The sequence below is a fragment of the Mucilaginibacter sp. KACC 22063 genome (assembly GCF_028736115.1).
In the GTDB taxonomy this organism is placed as follows: Bacteria; Bacteroidota; Bacteroidia; order Sphingobacteriales; family Sphingobacteriaceae; genus Mucilaginibacter.
The window spans coordinates 647321-662415 of record NZ_CP117877.1 but is presented as its reverse complement, the minus strand read 5'-3'; the positions used below and the strand labels follow the sequence as shown (position 1 = coordinate 662415).

Here is a 15095-nt window from a genome sequence, read left to right as displayed (position 1 = left end):
TTTATACTTGCCAGCTAAATCCCTGCTATGAATGAAAGAGAATGACATAAAGCGAATTTCCCGGCTGACTGCAATAGTAACCCAATTGCAAACTAAGCGGTTAATTACAGCTTCGGAACTGGCAGTAAAATTCAATGTAAGCATCAGAACCATATACCGGGATGTAAAAGCATTGGAGCAGGCAGGCATCCCCATTTTTGTTAACGAAGGCAAAGGTTACAGCCTGATGGATGGCTACCGCCTGCCACCGGTAACATTTACCGAGGGCGAGGCAAATGCCTTAATAACTGCCGAACAAATACTGTTAAAGAGTACCGATTCGTCATTAAGTAAAGAATACGCAGCGGCTGTAAGTAAGGTGAAATCAGTGATGCAATACCCGGCTAAGGAGAAAGCGGAGCTGCTATCTAACAGAATTGCGATCAGTCCGGCTATAGCCGGCAATAATGCAAGCAGCTCATTAGCGCTGATTCAAAATGCGCTTACCTCATTCAGGGTGTTGAAGATAACCTATCATGCTGAGCATAGTAACGAAGAAACATTGCGAAGCGTAGAGCCTTTTGCTTTATACTACAGTCAGCAAGAGAATTGGCTGCTGATTGCCTATTGCAGGTTAAGGCAGAATTTCAGGATGTTTCGCCTGGATAAGATTTTGAAATTATTGGTGCTCGACGAGCATTTTAAACCGCATCAACTAAACCTGGCAGATTATCTGGCTCAAAAAGAAAAAAACTTTACCACCCCTGACATACCCTTGTCATAAGCCTATTTCATCTTTGCCTCAATTTAAAAAGACAAAGATGAACATCGTATCAATCAGGATTATTACAGCTGATGTAGAAAAGCTGTTGAAGTTTTATGAACAAATAACAGGTTTAACCGCGGTAAGATACACCGAAGATTTTGCTGAATTACAAACGCCATCAGCAACGCTGGCAATTGGCAGTACCAAAACGCTTCAATTATTTGGTGGCAGCCATGTTGCCGAAGCAGGTTTAAACCGCACAGCTATCATTGAATTTCTGGTAGCAAATGTAGATAGCGAATACAAAAGATTGGAAGATGTAATAGCTGCCAGCATTGTACAACAGCCAACAACCATGCCTTGGGGTAACAGGTCATTGTTATTCCGCGACCCGGACGGAAACCTTGTAAATTTCTTTACACCTGTTACCGAAGCAGCTGTTCAGAAATTTGAAAGATTTGTTAAGTAAAGTATCCAAATTCGGCTACAACAACAATTGATTAGGCTACAGGTGGGCAATTGGTAAGCGCTACGTTTGTATGATAAAAATTACCAATATGAAAATAGTAGTAACCGGCTCATTGGGCAATATCAGCAAACCGCTAACCACCGAGCTTATCCAAAAAGGGCACCAGGTAACCGTAATCAGCAGCAGTAATGATCGTAAGGCCGCTATTGAAGCATTAGGCGCAAGGGCAGCCATCGGCACTATGGAGGACGCAGATTTCCTGGCGCAAACCTTTACAGGTGCCGACATTGTCTATGTGATGGAAACATTAAAAAGCGATGCTTTTTTTGATCATTCGCTTGATGTTATTGAGGCGACCACGCAAATCGGCAGAAACTACAAAGAAGCCATTGAGCGTTCTGGAGTGAAAAAGATCGTCCACCTGAGCAGTATCGGTGCAGACAAAGGCCCAGGCCTGTTGCGGTTCCATTACAATGTGGAGAACATATTGAGGGAATTACCTGAAGATGTTTCTATTAAATTTATGCGACCGGTTGGGTTTTATTATGTGCTGTACCAGTTCATCCCGATGATTAAGCAACAAGGCGCTATCTTCTCTAATAACAGCCTTACCCGCAAAACGCCTTGGGTATCACCTTTGGATATTGCAGCAGTGATAGCCGAAGAAATAGAGAAGCCGTTTGAGGGTAGAACCATCCGTTATATCGCCAGCGACGAAATATCCGGAGCTGATATTGCCAGGACTTTAGGCGAAGCCATCGGTAAACCTGACTTACAATGGGTAGAGATCAGCGACGAACAAATGGTGGACGGTTTACTGGCAGCAGGCATGGCCCCACAAACTGCAAAGGGTTATGTTGAAATGAATATACCCGTACGCGATGGTACTTTGTACGATGACTTCTATCAGCATAAACCAGTATTGGGTAAGGTAAAACTGACCGACTTTGCCAAAGACTTTGCCGCGGCCTATCAACAAAATCAGTAAATTGCATTATGCCTGCATCTGTGCCATTTAAAGTTAAAAGTATATCGCAATTGCACGAGCTTCGTGGTTTGCCCAGGCCGCAGCATCCGCTCATCAGTGTGATTGACCTACAGGATGTAAAACTGCCCGAAGAACCTGTGAAGCAAACGGCTGTGCTCGACTTTTACAGTATTTCTGTAAAACAGGGCACCAGGCTAAAATACAAGTACGGGCAGCAGCAATATGACTTTGATGAAGGGGTAATGTTTTTTACGGCCCCGGGTCAAGTTATTGGTATAGAATCAGACAAAGATGCAACACATACAGGATGGGTATTATTTATCCATCCTGACTTTTTGTGGAACACCGCATTGGCCAAAACTATTAAGAAATTTGAGTTTTTTGATTATGCCGTAAATGAAGCGCTTTTTCTTTCCGAAAAGGAAGAGCGAATCCTTAACGGGCTTTTAAGCCTGATTAAACAGGAGTATTCTTCTAACGTTGATAAGTTTAGCCAGGATATCATTATTTCGCAGATAGAGGTAATGCTCAATTATGCCGAACGCTTTTATCACCGTCAGTTTATTACCCGTCGGGCGGCTAATCACCAGATATTAGATAAGCTTGAACAATGGCTTGACGACTATTTTGCAAATGAAAAGCAGGTCACCGACGGTTTACCGGCAGTGCAGGATATAGCCGATGCGCTAAATATGTCGCCAACTTATCTTGGGGCCATGCTGAAAGCACTTACCGGCTTAAGCACACAGCAGCACATACACGAAAAGCTGATTGAAAAGGCAAAAGAAAAACTATCAACTACCAGCTTAACCGTAAGCGAAGTTGCGTACCAATTGGGTTTTGAGCATTCGCAATCTTTTAATAAGCTGTTTAAGGCAAAAACCAATCAATCTCCTTTAGAATTCAGGAAAGCTTTTAATTGAGGTATTGCTTACAACTATATTTTAGTCCAGGTCGTCCCTTCTTTGCTGTCCTTAAGCTGTATGCCCACTTTTTGCAGTCCGTCGCGGATTTTGTCAGACGTTGCATAATCACGGTTAGCCTTAGCCTCACTGCGCAGGTTCACAATAAAATCCACAACACGTGGCAGCTCATCATTGGCAGCTTGCTCATTTTTTAGGCCGAGAATGTCAATCACGAAATCATTCATCAAAGCTTTCAGTTCGGCAATATTCTTCTCGTCGATTACCATTTTACCATCATGCACCGAGTTGATGATGCGGGTAGCTTCAAATAATTCTGCAATCAGAACAGGGCTGTTAAAATCATCATTTAATGCTTCATAGCAACGGTTACGTATCGGCTCAATCTCAACTTCAGTTTTATTGCCGGCTTTTAAACCATCAAGCAGGTTAAAGGCATTCATTAAACGTTTGAAACCTTTTTCTGATGCCTCCATTGCCTCATTGCTAAAATCAAGCGTGCTGCGGTAATGCGCCTGCAACATAAAGAAACGAACTGTCATAGGGCTGTAAGCCTTATTCAGAATCTTATTGTTGCCGCTAAACAATTCATGAGGTAAAAAACTATTACCTAATGACTTCGACATTTTTTGGCCGTTAACGGTAAGCATATTAGTATGCACCCAGTAACGCGCAGGGTTAGTATGGCAGCAAGCTTCGTTTTGTGCTATTTCGTTGGTGTGGTGCGTAGGTATTAAATCCATACCTCCACCATGAATATCAAACTGGTCGCCAAGATATTTACGGCTCATGGCAGAGCATTCCAGGTGCCAGCCCGGGAAGCCTATGCTCCATGGAGAAGTCCATTTCATCAGGTGCTCAGGCTTGGCTTTTATCCAAAGCGCAAAGTCGAGTTTGCCGCGCTTGTCTTCCTGCCCGCCCAAAGTACGGGTGTTATTCAGCAGGTCGTCAAGGTTACGGCCGCTTAATACACCATAGTTGTGCTTCTGATTATATTTCTCAACATCAAAATAAATGGAACCATCAACCTCATAAGCATACCCCTCAGCAATTATTGATTTTACCAGTTCTATTTGCTCTATGATATGGCCTGTAGCAGTTGGCTCAATGCTTGGCGGCAGGATATTTAAAACCTGCATTACCTCGTGAAAACCTACCGTGTATTTCTGCACAATTTCCATAGGCTCCAGCTTGGCAAGCTTTGCCTTTTTAGAGATTTTGTCCTCACCCTCGTCCGCATCACTTTCCAGGTGGCCGGCATCGGTTATGTTACGCACATAGCGCACCTTATAGCCCAAGTGTGAAAGGTAACGGAAAATAAGGTCGAAAGATATATAAGTACGGGCATTGCCCATGTGTGCATCGCTGTATACAGTAGGGCCGCAAACATACATGCCCACATGCGGGGCGTTAAGCGGCTTAAACTCTTCTTTTTGGCGTGTTAAAGTATTGTAAACAAATAAACTTTGTTTCATGTTGGCAAACTTACGATTTTTCGGTGTGAGATACTGTTGCAGCCGTCGTTACTGTGTAAATTACTTCAACAGCAAATCGCTGTATACGGGGTAATGGTCTGATAGTTTTCTTTCAATCACCTGGTAATTACGCACACTAAACTGTTTGGTTGTGAAGATATAATCAATTTGATAATTTGGGAAATCGCCGTTGTAAGTTTTTCCCAAGCCACTGCCTTTTTCAAAAAAAGCATTTTTCATCCCGGTGCCGATGGTATGTACCGCGTATGATGATGGGGTATCGTTAAAATCGCCTGAAATAATATATGGATAAGGGCATTTTGCGGCATGTGCCTTTATAATAGCCACTTGCTTGCTGCGCTTGATAAAGGCCTGTTTAAGCTTACCTGCTATACGGCGGTATGAGTGCATATCTGTTTTGCCTTTAGGCACGTTGTCCATCGACTGGTAGTCTTCCTGGTCAAAACCAATAGACTTTAAATGGATGCTGTAAAAGCGGAAGGTATCGCGTTTGTTAACAAGGTCTGTAAAGAGGCATTGGTTGCCATTGCCGGGATCCGAAAGCCAGATCAGCCCCTGGTTAATAATCTTGTATTTAGTGAAGATAGCCATGCCCGCGGCATCATAAGGCGTATTGTAGTTTACGGCCTCAAAATACATGTTGGCATGCAGAAAGTATTTGATGGAATCGCGCATGGCATATTCGCCGCGGAACTTGGTATAAAACTCCTGTATACCTAAAATATCTGGTTGATACTGGCTGATAATATCTAAAATTTCATGCTTGGTTGATACATCATTTCTGGCGCCGAAACGCTTAAAATTATGCACATTATAAGTCATTACCCTTATGGCCTGCGGCGAAATTTTTTGCTTATAGGTCCGCGCCTCGTTAAAGCCAATGGTATTTTGTAAAGGTTTTAAACCTACTAAGATGGCCACAACCGATAATAGTGCATACCAACGCCTGCTTATCGCCCAAAACACGATAAAGATGAGATTTGCTAATAATAAAGGCGGATAACCCAATCCCAGGAAAGGGATGATCCATGTTTTAACAGGATTAGTAACCGGCGCCAGGTAGCTTAACAGCAGCGCCACAACCAAAAGAAAATTAATGAATAAAAGTATCTTAGTGAAAAAGCCAGGGCCTTCTTTAGGTTTCATTTAATCTTTATTGCTTGCCCTGAAAAGGATCTCTTTTTCGTTTTTATTCAAACTGTCATAACCAGACTGTGATATTTTATCCAGTATACGGTCTATCTCTTCTTGAGCAGGGTAGTTATTTGCGTTTCTGCCGGCCGAGCGTTGATAGCCTGTATTATGGCTTACCACCTTAATTTTAGGATTAGGTTTGAATAAATTTGTAAAGCCTTCACCGAGATAATTTCCGCGTTGCAGCTGCTTCACATAAATAAAGCCCATTAAAGCGCCTCCAAGGTGTGCAATTTCGCCACCGGCATTTGGGCCTGCAATGCTTAAAAAGTCGAACAGTACATAGAATAATGCTACCCACTTTAGTTTTACCGGGCCTAAAAACATCAGGAATATGGTATAGTTAGGCAGCAGGGTAGCGGTGGCAATCACTATAGCCATCACACTTGCCGATGCACCTGCAACGGTTGTCAATGGCAATAATTCTGATTGTGAAAAAGCAGGAACAAGGTTAAACGCCGTTACAAACAATAAAGCCCCTAACAAACCACCCATTATGTATAAGCCAACTGTGCGTTTGGTACCCAGGTATTCTTCAAACAATTGCCCCATCCAGTACAGCCAAAGCATATTGAACAGGATGTGAAATATACCCTGGTGCATAAACATATACGTAATTGGCGTCCAGAAACGTGTGATTAATTTGGGCAGGTATGCTGGCATGGCCAGATATTCCTGTGCATAGCTTACAATTACGCTTGGGCGGCCAAGGCCGGTTACAAACAACTGCTCAAAAATGCCTGGCACATAAACCAGCACAAATACGGCAACGTTTATGGCTATTAGCACATTAAGTTTACTGCCAGAGTACAGCAACTTGTATTTAATGTTTTGCCAGGTGGTGTTCATGATCCTTTAAAATGTCTTTATACGGTAGGTACTGTGTATATAACTTACATATCTTAAAAAAAATTGTTTGGCCTTTGCACCCGCCAAAGCTTAATTAATATAAAGCCGATAATAGCCCCTCCTAAATGTGCAAAATGTGCTACCGAATCGCCTGTAAACTGACTGATGCCCAAGCCTATTTCAATAACGATATATACGGGTATAATGTATTTCGCTTTAACCGGAACCGGGATAAAAAGTATCATCAGTTCGGCATTAGGAAATAGCATTCCAAAGGCAACCAGCAAGCCGAATATGGCACCTGAGGCACCCACCATTGGCCCGAAATAAATCTCCTGTAATTTTTTCATGCCTGCTGCATCCACAGGGATGTCTTTATGCAGGTCGAGCATAATGTGGCCTGTTAATGCATAAACCTCGTAAGCCTGCACGATCATTTGCAGGGCAATAGCGCCCAGGCCGCAGATAAAGTAAAACTGAAAGAATTTCTTAGAGCCCAGCGCATATTCTATCACCATGCCAAATGAATACAGCGCAAACATATTAAATATGATATGTGCCCAACCGCCATGGAAAAACATGTAGGTGACCAACTGCCAGGGTTTAAACAGCGGCGAGTTAAAATAAAACACGCCCAGGTTCTGGATGAAATTTTTATCATAAAAATCTTCGCTGAATACGATGTATGGTAAAAAGCAAATGACATTTAAGATCAGCAGGTTTTTAACTACCGGCGGAATGTTGGCTAATGGGTTTTGCCTGTATGCACTCATAAATTGTTAAAGCTGTTGTGGTTATTTTTCAAACCGTTCGGCTAATTCGTTTAATGTAAAAGTACTGATCACCGGTTTGCCGTTCAACGCCTGGTTGGGCATTTCGCATGCAAAAAGCTGATCTATCAGCAGGTTCATTTCATCTAATGATAAATTAGTGCCTGCTTTTGTTGCTGCATTACGCGCTAATGTACGTGCAAGGTTGTCGCGCTTGTCTAACTTTAAAATGGCTGTATTGTTTTTAAAGCCTTCCAGTAAACTTTCCAGTAATTCGCGCTCGCTGTTATGGTTAATATCAGCGGGCACACCATCCACCACTACGGTATTAGGGCCAAACTCGCGAATATCAAAGCCCAATGCACGTATATCGGGCAGTAATTCTTTCAATAACTCAAAATCGCTGCCGTTTAGTGTAACCGTCTCCGGAAATAAACTTTGCTGACTTAATCCCGAATGGTTTTGCAGTTGCTGTAAAAAACGCTCGTACAAAATGCGCTCATGTGCCGACTGCTGGTTAATGAGCATAAAGCCGGATTTGATCTGCGACAGGATGTATTTATTATGGATCTGGAACAACTGGCGTTCGCTGGTTTTGGTTACCTGCTCGTCGTCGAGTGTAATGTTAGGTTGCTCCATTTCCATGGCATGCTGCTCCAGCCGCTCCTTTTTACTGATCTGATACAGCGTTTGCCAGTTATCAGGTATGGCAGAACGTTCGCGGTAACCGCTTTCATTCATATAGCTGCGGCTGCTGCCGCCCCCGGCAGATTTACCTGCGGAGGCAGGTTCACTAAACGGGTTAAAGTTAGGATTGAATGTTACAGTTGGCGGCACGATCTGATCAAGCGGTTTAGGCGTAATCAAATGCTCAATGCTGTTTTCCTGGTCAAAATCAAGCGTTGGGGTAATATTGTATTTACCCAGAGAACGTTTAACCGCCGAACGGATGATCGCATAAATGGCTTTCTCGTCCTGGTACTTGATCTCGGTTTTTGTAGGATGCACGTTAATATCAATCTTCGAAGGATCGATCTCGATAAAAAGTACATACAGCGGGAAGCTATCTTCGGGCAATAACTGCTCATATGCTGTAAGCACAGCATGGTTAAGGTAGTTATCCTTTATAAAGCGATTATTTACGAAGAAGAACTGCTCGCCCCTTGTTTTACGGGCAAACTCGGGCTTGCCCACAAAGCCATGCAGTTTGATAATGGTGGTATCCTCTTCAACAGGCACCAGGCGTTGGTTGTAGTTATTACCCAGCAAATGCACAATGCGCTGTTTTAGCGTGGTAGATGGCAGGTGATAAACCTCTTGTCCCTCGTGATGCAGGGTGAAAAATATTTTAGGGTTTGCCAATGCCACGCGCTGAAATTCATCAAGGATGTGGCGCATCTCCACCGGGTTGCTTTTTAAAAAGTTACGACGGGCAGGCGTATTATAAAACAGGTTTTTAACCGATATTGAGGTGCCGGCAGGTGAAGCACAGGGTTCCTGCTTAACAACTTCAGATCCTTCAATATCAATACAGGTACCCAGCTCATCTTCGTGGCGGCGGGTTTTCATTTCTACCTGCGCAATAGCCGCAATGGAGGCCATAGCCTCGCCCCTGAAACCCATCGTGCGAATAGCAAACAGGTCTTCGGCCTTGCGTATTTTTGATGTAGCATGGCGTTCAAAGCACATACGTGCATCAGTTACGCTCATACCACAGCCATTATCTATGATCTGGATCAATGACTTTCCTGCGTCTTTAAGTATCAGCTGTATCTTATCGGCACCGGCATCTATCGCATTTTCAACCAGTTCTTTTACCGCCGATGCAGGTCGCTGCACCACTTCTCCGGCTGCTATCTGGTTAGCAACGGCGTCTGGTAAAAGCTGTATGATGTCAAACATTTAATATATTCCCTTCAATTTCGTTTCCGGATGCTAAATTAAATATTTGAACCCATAACTTTAGCGTTTCATAGTTGTATATAGCTTTAAACCATTTGTACTTTAGCGCCTATGTTTGCCGTACTTAAAAAAAATACTTCACTACTAATATTGGCTGCGCTACTTGCTGCCTGCCAGCAAAAAAAAGAATATAACGCCGATCTGCTTGTAAAAAACGCACTTGTATATACAGTCGACAGTAACTTTACCACTGCCAATGCCTTTGTAGTAACTAACGGAAAAATAGCAGCCGTAGGCAAACTGGATACACTTGAAAAAAAGTATCTCGCCAAAGAGGTTATTGATGCAGGCGGCAACCCTGTTTATCCCGGCTTTATAGATGCACATACGCATTTTTACGAGTACGGCATGACATTGCAGGAGGTGAATCTTACCGGCACCCAAAGCTGGAACGAGATCATCGACTCGACCATTGTATTCAGTAAACGCAATACCGAAGGCTGGATTATAGGGCACGGATGGGACCAAAACGACTGGAAAGAAAAACAATATCCTGATAAGGCAAAATTAGACTCTTTATTCCCGGTGAGGCCAGTACTGCTATCGCGCATAGACGGGCATGCCGCTATTGCCAACCAGGCCGCTTTGAACATTGCAGGTATAAAACCCGGACAAACCATCAACGGCGGCCAGATTGAGACCATTAAAGGTAAACTTACCGGTATATTAGTTGACAATGCCGTTCAGTTGGTTGAACACAAAATACCGGAACCTACCGAGGCGATGGTTGACCAGGCTTTTGTTGATGCACAGCGCAACTGCTTCGCTGTTGGCCTTACCACGGTTGACGATTGCGGCCTGCCTTATACTATGGTGAATACCATTGCGCAGCTACAACATAAAGGCTCATTGAAGATGCGCATGTATGTGATGCTTTCAGACAATCCGGCCAGTTTTGAGTATTTGTTTAAACGCGGTGCGTTTAAAACCCCACGTCTAAATGTACGTGCATTTAAAGTTTATGCCGATGGCGCATTGGGTTCACGCGGGGCATGTTTGCTGCAACCTTACAGCGACCGTAAGGACTGGAAAGGATTTTTGCGCAGCAAGCCCGAACATTTCCAGGAGATTGCCGATAAACTGGCATCAAAAGGATTTCAGATGTGTACACATGCCATTGGCGATTCTGCAAACAGGCTGATGCTGAAAATTTATGCTTCTGCGCTTAAAGGCAAAAACGACCGCCGCTGGAGAATTGAACACGCACAAATTGTAGCGCCTGAAGACGTAAAGCTTTTCGGCGAAAACAGCATCATCCCTTCTGTACAGCCAACACATGCCACATCTGACATGTACTGGGCCGGGCAGCGTTTAGGTGCAACGCGCTTGAAAACGGCTTACGCCTATAAAACATTGCTTAAACAAAACGGCTGGCTACCGTTAGGAACTGACTTTCCGGTAGAGAACATTAACCCGATATACACGTTCTATGCTGCAACCGAACGCAAGGATTTAAAAGGCTTTCCGGCTAATGGCTTCCAGAAAGAAAATGCTTTAAACCGTATAGAGGCTTTGCGCGGCATGACCATCTGGGCAGCTAAGGCCAATTTTGAGGAAAAGGAAAAAGGAAGTATTGAACCGGGCAAGTATGCAGATTTTGTGATACTTGACAAGGATATTATGAAGGTAAAAGGCAATGCTTTGCCTAATGTGAAGGTGTTAAAAACATATATTAATGGTGAAAAGGTTTATGAAAAAAAATAGGCAGCAGATTGTGCTGTTTTTGTTAGGTGCTATTCTTGGTGTACAATCGGCCTGTGCACAACAACCAGTAAGTTTAACCAGTCAGCAATTCTTAACTGAGAAAAAAGCCGCCGAAAAATCTACCGTTCTGTTAAATAATGAAATGCAGGTGATCCCGCTTAAAAAGCTTGAGGATGCAAAAGTGGCTGCCGTACATTTCAAATATTCTTACTCGGCAGCATTTGATAGCCTGCTGAATAAATACACACACGTAGAACTTATCAACGCCAATAGTTATAAAGGGGACCAGATCGCCAATCTGTCCCAGGACCTAAAGCTTTATAACACCGTTGTTTTCGAACTTACTGAAAACGACATGGGCAACACAGCCCTACTTGATTTCATCAGGTCGAGCCAGCAGCTTAAAAACGTAATCATAGCTTACTACGGCGCCGGGCGCGCACTGTCGGCATTAAATGATATTACTGCGCCGATCATCTGGTCTGAACAGGCATCGTACATGACAGCCATGTACGTTCCGCAGGTAATTTTCGGTGGTATAGCAGCTACTGAGAAACTGCCTAAAAGCTTTTCGGCAAAATACTCAAAAGGTGCAGGCTTCAATACCGAGAAGATTCGCCTTCAGTATACCATACCAGAAGAGGCCGGTATTAACTCAAATAACCTGAATAACAGCATTGACCTTATTGCGCAGGAAGCCATCAGGCAGCATGCCACGCCGGGATGCGTTGTGCTGGTTGCCAGGGATGGTAAGGTGATCTTTAATAAGGCTTACGGTTATCATACTTATGATACCACCGGTTTGCCTGATAAGATTACCGACATATTCGATATGGCATCGGTTACCAAGGTTTCGGCTACTACGCCAGAGGTAATGAAGTTGTATGATGAAGGTCGTATCAACCTCGACTCCACCATGAGCACTTACCTGCCGGCAGCACTTAATACTAATAAACGTGATATACACGTACGCGAACTGATGCTGCACCAGGCAGGCCTGATACCTTATATTCCTTTTTATGAAAAGCTGCGTCCCGAAGACCACAGCAGTGACTCATCGGCAGCTTACCCAACTAAAGTAGCCGACGGCTATTACCTGCGTAAAGATTATTACAAGGATGTAATGCTGCCGCAAATGCTTAACTCGGCCCTACGTACACGCGGGCAGTATGTATATAGTGACCTGAGCATGTATTTTATGAAAGAGATTGTGGAAGCCATCACAGCCACACCGCTTAATGTATATACACAGCAGAACTTTTACAACCCGTTGGGTATGCAAACAGCTGGCTTTTTACCACGCAACAGGTTTAAACCAGATCAGATCATCCCGACTGAGGACGATACCTATTTCAGACACAGCTTACTGATTGGTTATGTGCATGACCAGGGTGCAGGTATGGTAGGCGGCGTGTCTGGCCATGCCGGTTTCTTTGCCAGTGCAAATGATGAGGCCATATTATTCGAGATGTATAGGAATAAAGGCAGTTATGGTGGCGTGCAATACATTAAGCCTGAAACTGTGGAAATGTTCACCTCAAGGCAGTCGAACGTGAGCCGCCGTGGATTAGGTTTTGACGGCTGGGGGCCACTTGCAGATAGCCATTATCCATCGCACGAAGCTAACCCGGGCACCTTTGGGCATACCGGCTATACAGGTACCTGCGTTTGGGTTGACCCGAAAGAGAAACTGGTTTATGTTTTCCTTTCTAACAGGGTTAATCCGAAAGTATCTGATAAGCTGGGCAGCCTTAACATCCGTCCCCGCATTATGGATGCCATTTATGATGCGATTAACAAAGGGATGTAATTATTATTACACCATTAGCATAGCGCCACAAATTTTTGTGGCGTTTTTTGTTTCATTTCATTTTCATTAGTTTAGTCTTAACAATCAACTAAAACATGAAATCTCATCACTTTTTAATTTTAGCTGTGCTCGCCTTCTCAGCCTGCAAACAGCATAAATCTGCAAGGCAGCAAAAAGACGAACAATCGCCTATTGTAGGTACCTGGCAATTAGTATCAGATAAGATCATCACTAAAGGCGACACCGCTGTTGCTTATCCGGGGAAAGGCGCACCTACAGAAATGATCAAGATGTATAACGAAACGCACTTTGCTTTCTTTAACCACGACCTAAGCCACGGCAAGCAAAAAACGCCATTGTATGACTCTGGTGCCGGAACGTTTAAATTAACCGGCAATGACTATTCTGAACATCTTGAATACTGTAACGAGCGCGAATGGGAAAACCATGATTTTAAGTTTAAGCTAACAGTACACAGCGATACACTTGTGCAAAAAGGCATTGAGCGGATAGACAGCTTGAATATCAATCGCGAAATCATTGAAACCTATGTCAGGAAAAGCAACTAAATCTTTATCATAACTACGTTACGCTTCATCGCCCTTTTAAAACTTTTTGCTCTACTGCTGTGTTTTCATATTAGTTAATTTATAAGAACAATGGCAAAAAAGGGATCAAAGGTTGAAAGACGGGAAGTAAACTCGTCGCAGCCATATGAAGTTAAATACCTGGCCGAAAAGCTGGGTGTCAGTTCGCAGGCTATTACAGGTGCCAAACGTGCAACCGGCTCAAATGACAGGGCCGAAATTGAAAAATACATCAAGAATAAAAAGAAATGAGCAACAAGCCCCTTTACGGGGCTTTGCTGTTATATAGCCCATGATTGTAACAGGCTTATGCCACAAACTTTACATCTGTATAACACTTTTGCAGTAAATTGCTGTTAACATTGCAATGAATTAGTGAGGCTTAATTAACCTTGTCTTTTCACAACTTAATAAAAAGGATTTAATGAAAATCGGAATAGTTTGCTACCCAACATTTGGCGGCAGCGGTGTTGTAGCTACAGAACTTGGCAAGGCATTGGCCAATCGCGGCCACCAGGTGCATTTTGTCACTTATAATCAGCCGGCCCGCCTCGATCTGTTTTCCGAAAACCTTTTTTACCACGAAGTTGCCGTAAGTAAATACCCATTGTTTGATTTTCCGCCTTATGAACTTGCCCTTGCCAGCCGTCTGGTTGATGTAGTGCGGTTTGAAAAGCTGGATGTACTGCACGTACACTATGCTATTCCGCATGCTTCGGCGGCATTTATGGCTAAACAAATACTGGCTACCTATGGCATCAGCATCCCGGTGGTTACCACTTTACACGGTACCGATATTACTTTAGTGGGTAATGACCGCACATACAAACCGGTGGTTGAATTCTCCATTAATAAAAGTGATGGTGTAACATCTGTCTCGGAGCATTTGAAACAGGATACTTACCGCTTTTTTGATATTCAAAAAGACATAAGGGTAATTACCAACTTTATTGATCTGAGCCGTTTCAGCCTTAAACCTAAAGACCACTTTAAAAAGGCAATAGCACCAGAGGGTGAAAAGATACTTATACATACCTCCAATTTCCGGAAGGTAAAACGTGCGCAGGATGTGATCCGCATTTTTGCTAAGGTATTGGAGTCTATCCCATCAAAATTACTGATGGTGGGCGACGGACAAGACCGCCCCGAATGTGAGCAACTGGCCCGCGACCTTAACGTTACTAATAGCGTTCGTTTTTTGGGAAAACAGGATGCCGTTGAAGAGATCCTTTCCGTATCGGATCTGTTCCTGATGCCTTCTCAATCTGAAAGTTTTGGTCTGGCTGCCCTTGAAGCGATGGCTTGCAAAGTGCCTGTCATCAGCTCAAACGCCGGAGGTTTGCCCGAGTTAAATATCGAAGGCGTTACCGGTTTTCTGTGTGACGTGGCTGATGTTGATGGCATGGCAAAGCGTGCCATTTATATGCTGCAAGACGAGGAACGGTTGGCTACCTTTAAAGAGAATGCATTGGCCCATGCCCGCACCTTCGAACTGTCAAACATATTACCGCAGTATGAGCAGATGTACCACGAAGTGATCAGCAATTTAAAACCTGTAACAACGGCTCCGTAATCGGCTATAAAACTTTTTTGGCAGG

Annotated in this window: 14 protein-coding genes; 9 read left to right on the top strand and 5 right to left on the bottom strand. The window is 43.6% G+C overall.

The annotated features are described in order from the left end of the window. The first annotated feature begins 31 nt into the window (after window positions 1-31). The 4 genes from PQ461_RS02960 (at window position 32) to PQ461_RS02945 (ending at window position 3125) form a co-directional block, all read left to right on the top strand. Window positions 32-763 carry a helix-turn-helix transcriptional regulator gene (locus PQ461_RS02960; RefSeq protein WP_274208142.1) on the top strand — a complete coding sequence of 244 codons (732 nt, stop codon included), beginning with the start codon at window positions 32-34 and terminating at the stop codon, window positions 761-763. Between the two features lie 37 nt (window positions 764-800). Beyond that, on the top strand, window positions 801-1214 hold the full coding sequence (locus PQ461_RS02955; RefSeq protein WP_274208141.1) for a VOC family protein: 414 nt from the start codon (window positions 801-803) through the stop codon (window positions 1212-1214). Between the two features lie 88 nt (window positions 1215-1302). Then, window positions 1303-2202 (top strand): NmrA family NAD(P)-binding protein, encoded by a 900-nt coding sequence (locus PQ461_RS02950; protein WP_274208140.1) that lies wholly within the window; start codon window positions 1303-1305, stop codon window positions 2200-2202. Between the two features lie 8 nt (window positions 2203-2210). Then, window positions 2211-3125, top strand: coding sequence for a helix-turn-helix domain-containing protein (locus PQ461_RS02945; RefSeq protein WP_274208139.1), 915 nt, complete (start codon window positions 2211-2213; stop codon window positions 3123-3125). A gap of 14 nt (window positions 3126-3139) precedes the next feature. On the opposite strand, the gene cysS is transcribed toward PQ461_RS02945, so the two are convergent. Genes cysS through mutL form a run of 5 tightly spaced genes read right to left on the bottom strand, consistent with a single transcriptional unit; the run spans window position 3140 to window position 9336 of the window. Next, a complete protein-coding gene (cysS, locus tag PQ461_RS02940; protein WP_274208138.1) occupies window positions 3140-4600 on the bottom strand; it encodes a cysteine--tRNA ligase in 1461 nt (486 codons plus the stop codon). 60 nt (window positions 4601-4660) lie between these two features. After that, window positions 4661-5767 carry an endonuclease/exonuclease/phosphatase family protein gene (locus PQ461_RS02935; protein WP_274208137.1) on the bottom strand — a complete coding sequence of 369 codons (1107 nt, stop codon included), beginning with the start codon at window positions 5765-5767 and terminating at the stop codon, window positions 4661-4663. Further along, a complete protein-coding gene (locus PQ461_RS02930; protein WP_274208136.1) occupies window positions 5768-6664 on the bottom strand; it encodes a rhomboid family protein in 897 nt (298 codons plus the stop codon). 53 nt (window positions 6665-6717) lie between these two features. Beyond that, complete coding sequence (locus tag PQ461_RS02925; RefSeq protein ID WP_274208135.1) at window positions 6718-7437, bottom strand: rhomboid family intramembrane serine protease; 720 nt, start codon at window positions 7435-7437, stop codon at window positions 6718-6720. 21 nt (window positions 7438-7458) lie between these two features. Then, a complete protein-coding gene (mutL, locus tag PQ461_RS02920; protein ID WP_274208134.1) occupies window positions 7459-9336 on the bottom strand; it encodes a DNA mismatch repair endonuclease MutL in 1878 nt (625 codons plus the stop codon). 111 nt (window positions 9337-9447) lie between these two features. Here mutL and PQ461_RS02915 point away from each other — a divergent pair, with 111 nt between their 5' ends. The 5 genes from PQ461_RS02915 (at window position 9448) to bshA (ending at window position 15070) form a co-directional block, all read left to right on the top strand. Next, entirely contained in the window at window positions 9448-11100 is a 1653-nt protein-coding gene (locus PQ461_RS02915) for an amidohydrolase (RefSeq protein ID WP_274208133.1), read from the top strand. Further along, entirely contained in the window at window positions 11087-12910 is a 1824-nt protein-coding gene (locus PQ461_RS02910; protein ID WP_274208132.1) for a serine hydrolase domain-containing protein, read from the top strand. The genes PQ461_RS02915 and PQ461_RS02910 overlap by 14 nt, the downstream gene beginning before the upstream one ends. Window positions 12911-13005: 95 nt before the next feature. Continuing rightward, complete coding sequence (locus tag PQ461_RS02905) at window positions 13006-13479, top strand: hypothetical protein (protein ID WP_274208131.1); 474 nt, start codon at window positions 13006-13008, stop codon at window positions 13477-13479. Between the two features lie 90 nt (window positions 13480-13569). After that, a complete protein-coding gene (locus tag PQ461_RS02900) occupies window positions 13570-13749 on the top strand; it encodes a DUF3606 domain-containing protein (RefSeq protein WP_274208130.1) in 180 nt (59 codons plus the stop codon). Window positions 13750-13921: 172 nt separating this feature from the next. After that, complete coding sequence (bshA, locus tag PQ461_RS02895) at window positions 13922-15070, top strand: N-acetyl-alpha-D-glucosaminyl L-malate synthase BshA (protein WP_274208129.1); 1149 nt, start codon at window positions 13922-13924, stop codon at window positions 15068-15070. Window positions 15071-15095: the final 25 nt, after the last annotated feature.

What these genes read in the sequence shown, in the direction of transcription:
- PQ461_RS02910 (WP_274208132.1), top strand. Translation starts at nt 11,087, where the DNA reads ATGAAAAAAAATAGGCAGCAGATTGTGCTGTTTTTGTTAGGTGCTATT.
- PQ461_RS02935 (WP_274208137.1), bottom strand. Translation starts at nt 5,767, where the DNA reads ATGAAACCTAAAGAAGGCCCTGGCTTTTTCACTAAGATACTTTTATTC.
- PQ461_RS02960 (WP_274208142.1), top strand. Translation starts at nt 32, where the DNA reads ATGAAAGAGAATGACATAAAGCGAATTTCCCGGCTGACTGCAATAGTA.
- cysS (WP_274208138.1), bottom strand. Translation starts at nt 4,600, where the DNA reads ATGAAACAAAGTTTATTTGTTTACAATACTTTAACACGCCAAAAAGAA.
- PQ461_RS02955 (WP_274208141.1), top strand. Translation starts at nt 801, where the DNA reads ATGAACATCGTATCAATCAGGATTATTACAGCTGATGTAGAAAAGCTG.
- PQ461_RS02900 (WP_274208130.1), top strand. Translation starts at nt 13,570, where the DNA reads ATGGCAAAAAAGGGATCAAAGGTTGAAAGACGGGAAGTAAACTCGTCG.
- PQ461_RS02930 (WP_274208136.1), bottom strand. Translation starts at nt 6,664, where the DNA reads ATGAACACCACCTGGCAAAACATTAAATACAAGTTGCTGTACTCTGGC.
- bshA (WP_274208129.1), top strand. Translation starts at nt 13,922, where the DNA reads ATGAAAATCGGAATAGTTTGCTACCCAACATTTGGCGGCAGCGGTGTT.
- PQ461_RS02905 (WP_274208131.1), top strand. Translation starts at nt 13,006, where the DNA reads ATGAAATCTCATCACTTTTTAATTTTAGCTGTGCTCGCCTTCTCAGCC.
- mutL (WP_274208134.1), bottom strand. Translation starts at nt 9,336, where the DNA reads ATGTTTGACATCATACAGCTTTTACCAGACGCCGTTGCTAACCAGATA.
- PQ461_RS02945 (WP_274208139.1), top strand. Translation starts at nt 2,211, where the DNA reads ATGCCTGCATCTGTGCCATTTAAAGTTAAAAGTATATCGCAATTGCAC.
- PQ461_RS02925 (WP_274208135.1), bottom strand. Translation starts at nt 7,437, where the DNA reads ATGAGTGCATACAGGCAAAACCCATTAGCCAACATTCCGCCGGTAGTT.
- PQ461_RS02950 (WP_274208140.1), top strand. Translation starts at nt 1,303, where the DNA reads ATGAAAATAGTAGTAACCGGCTCATTGGGCAATATCAGCAAACCGCTA.
- PQ461_RS02915 (WP_274208133.1), top strand. Translation starts at nt 9,448, where the DNA reads ATGTTTGCCGTACTTAAAAAAAATACTTCACTACTAATATTGGCTGCG.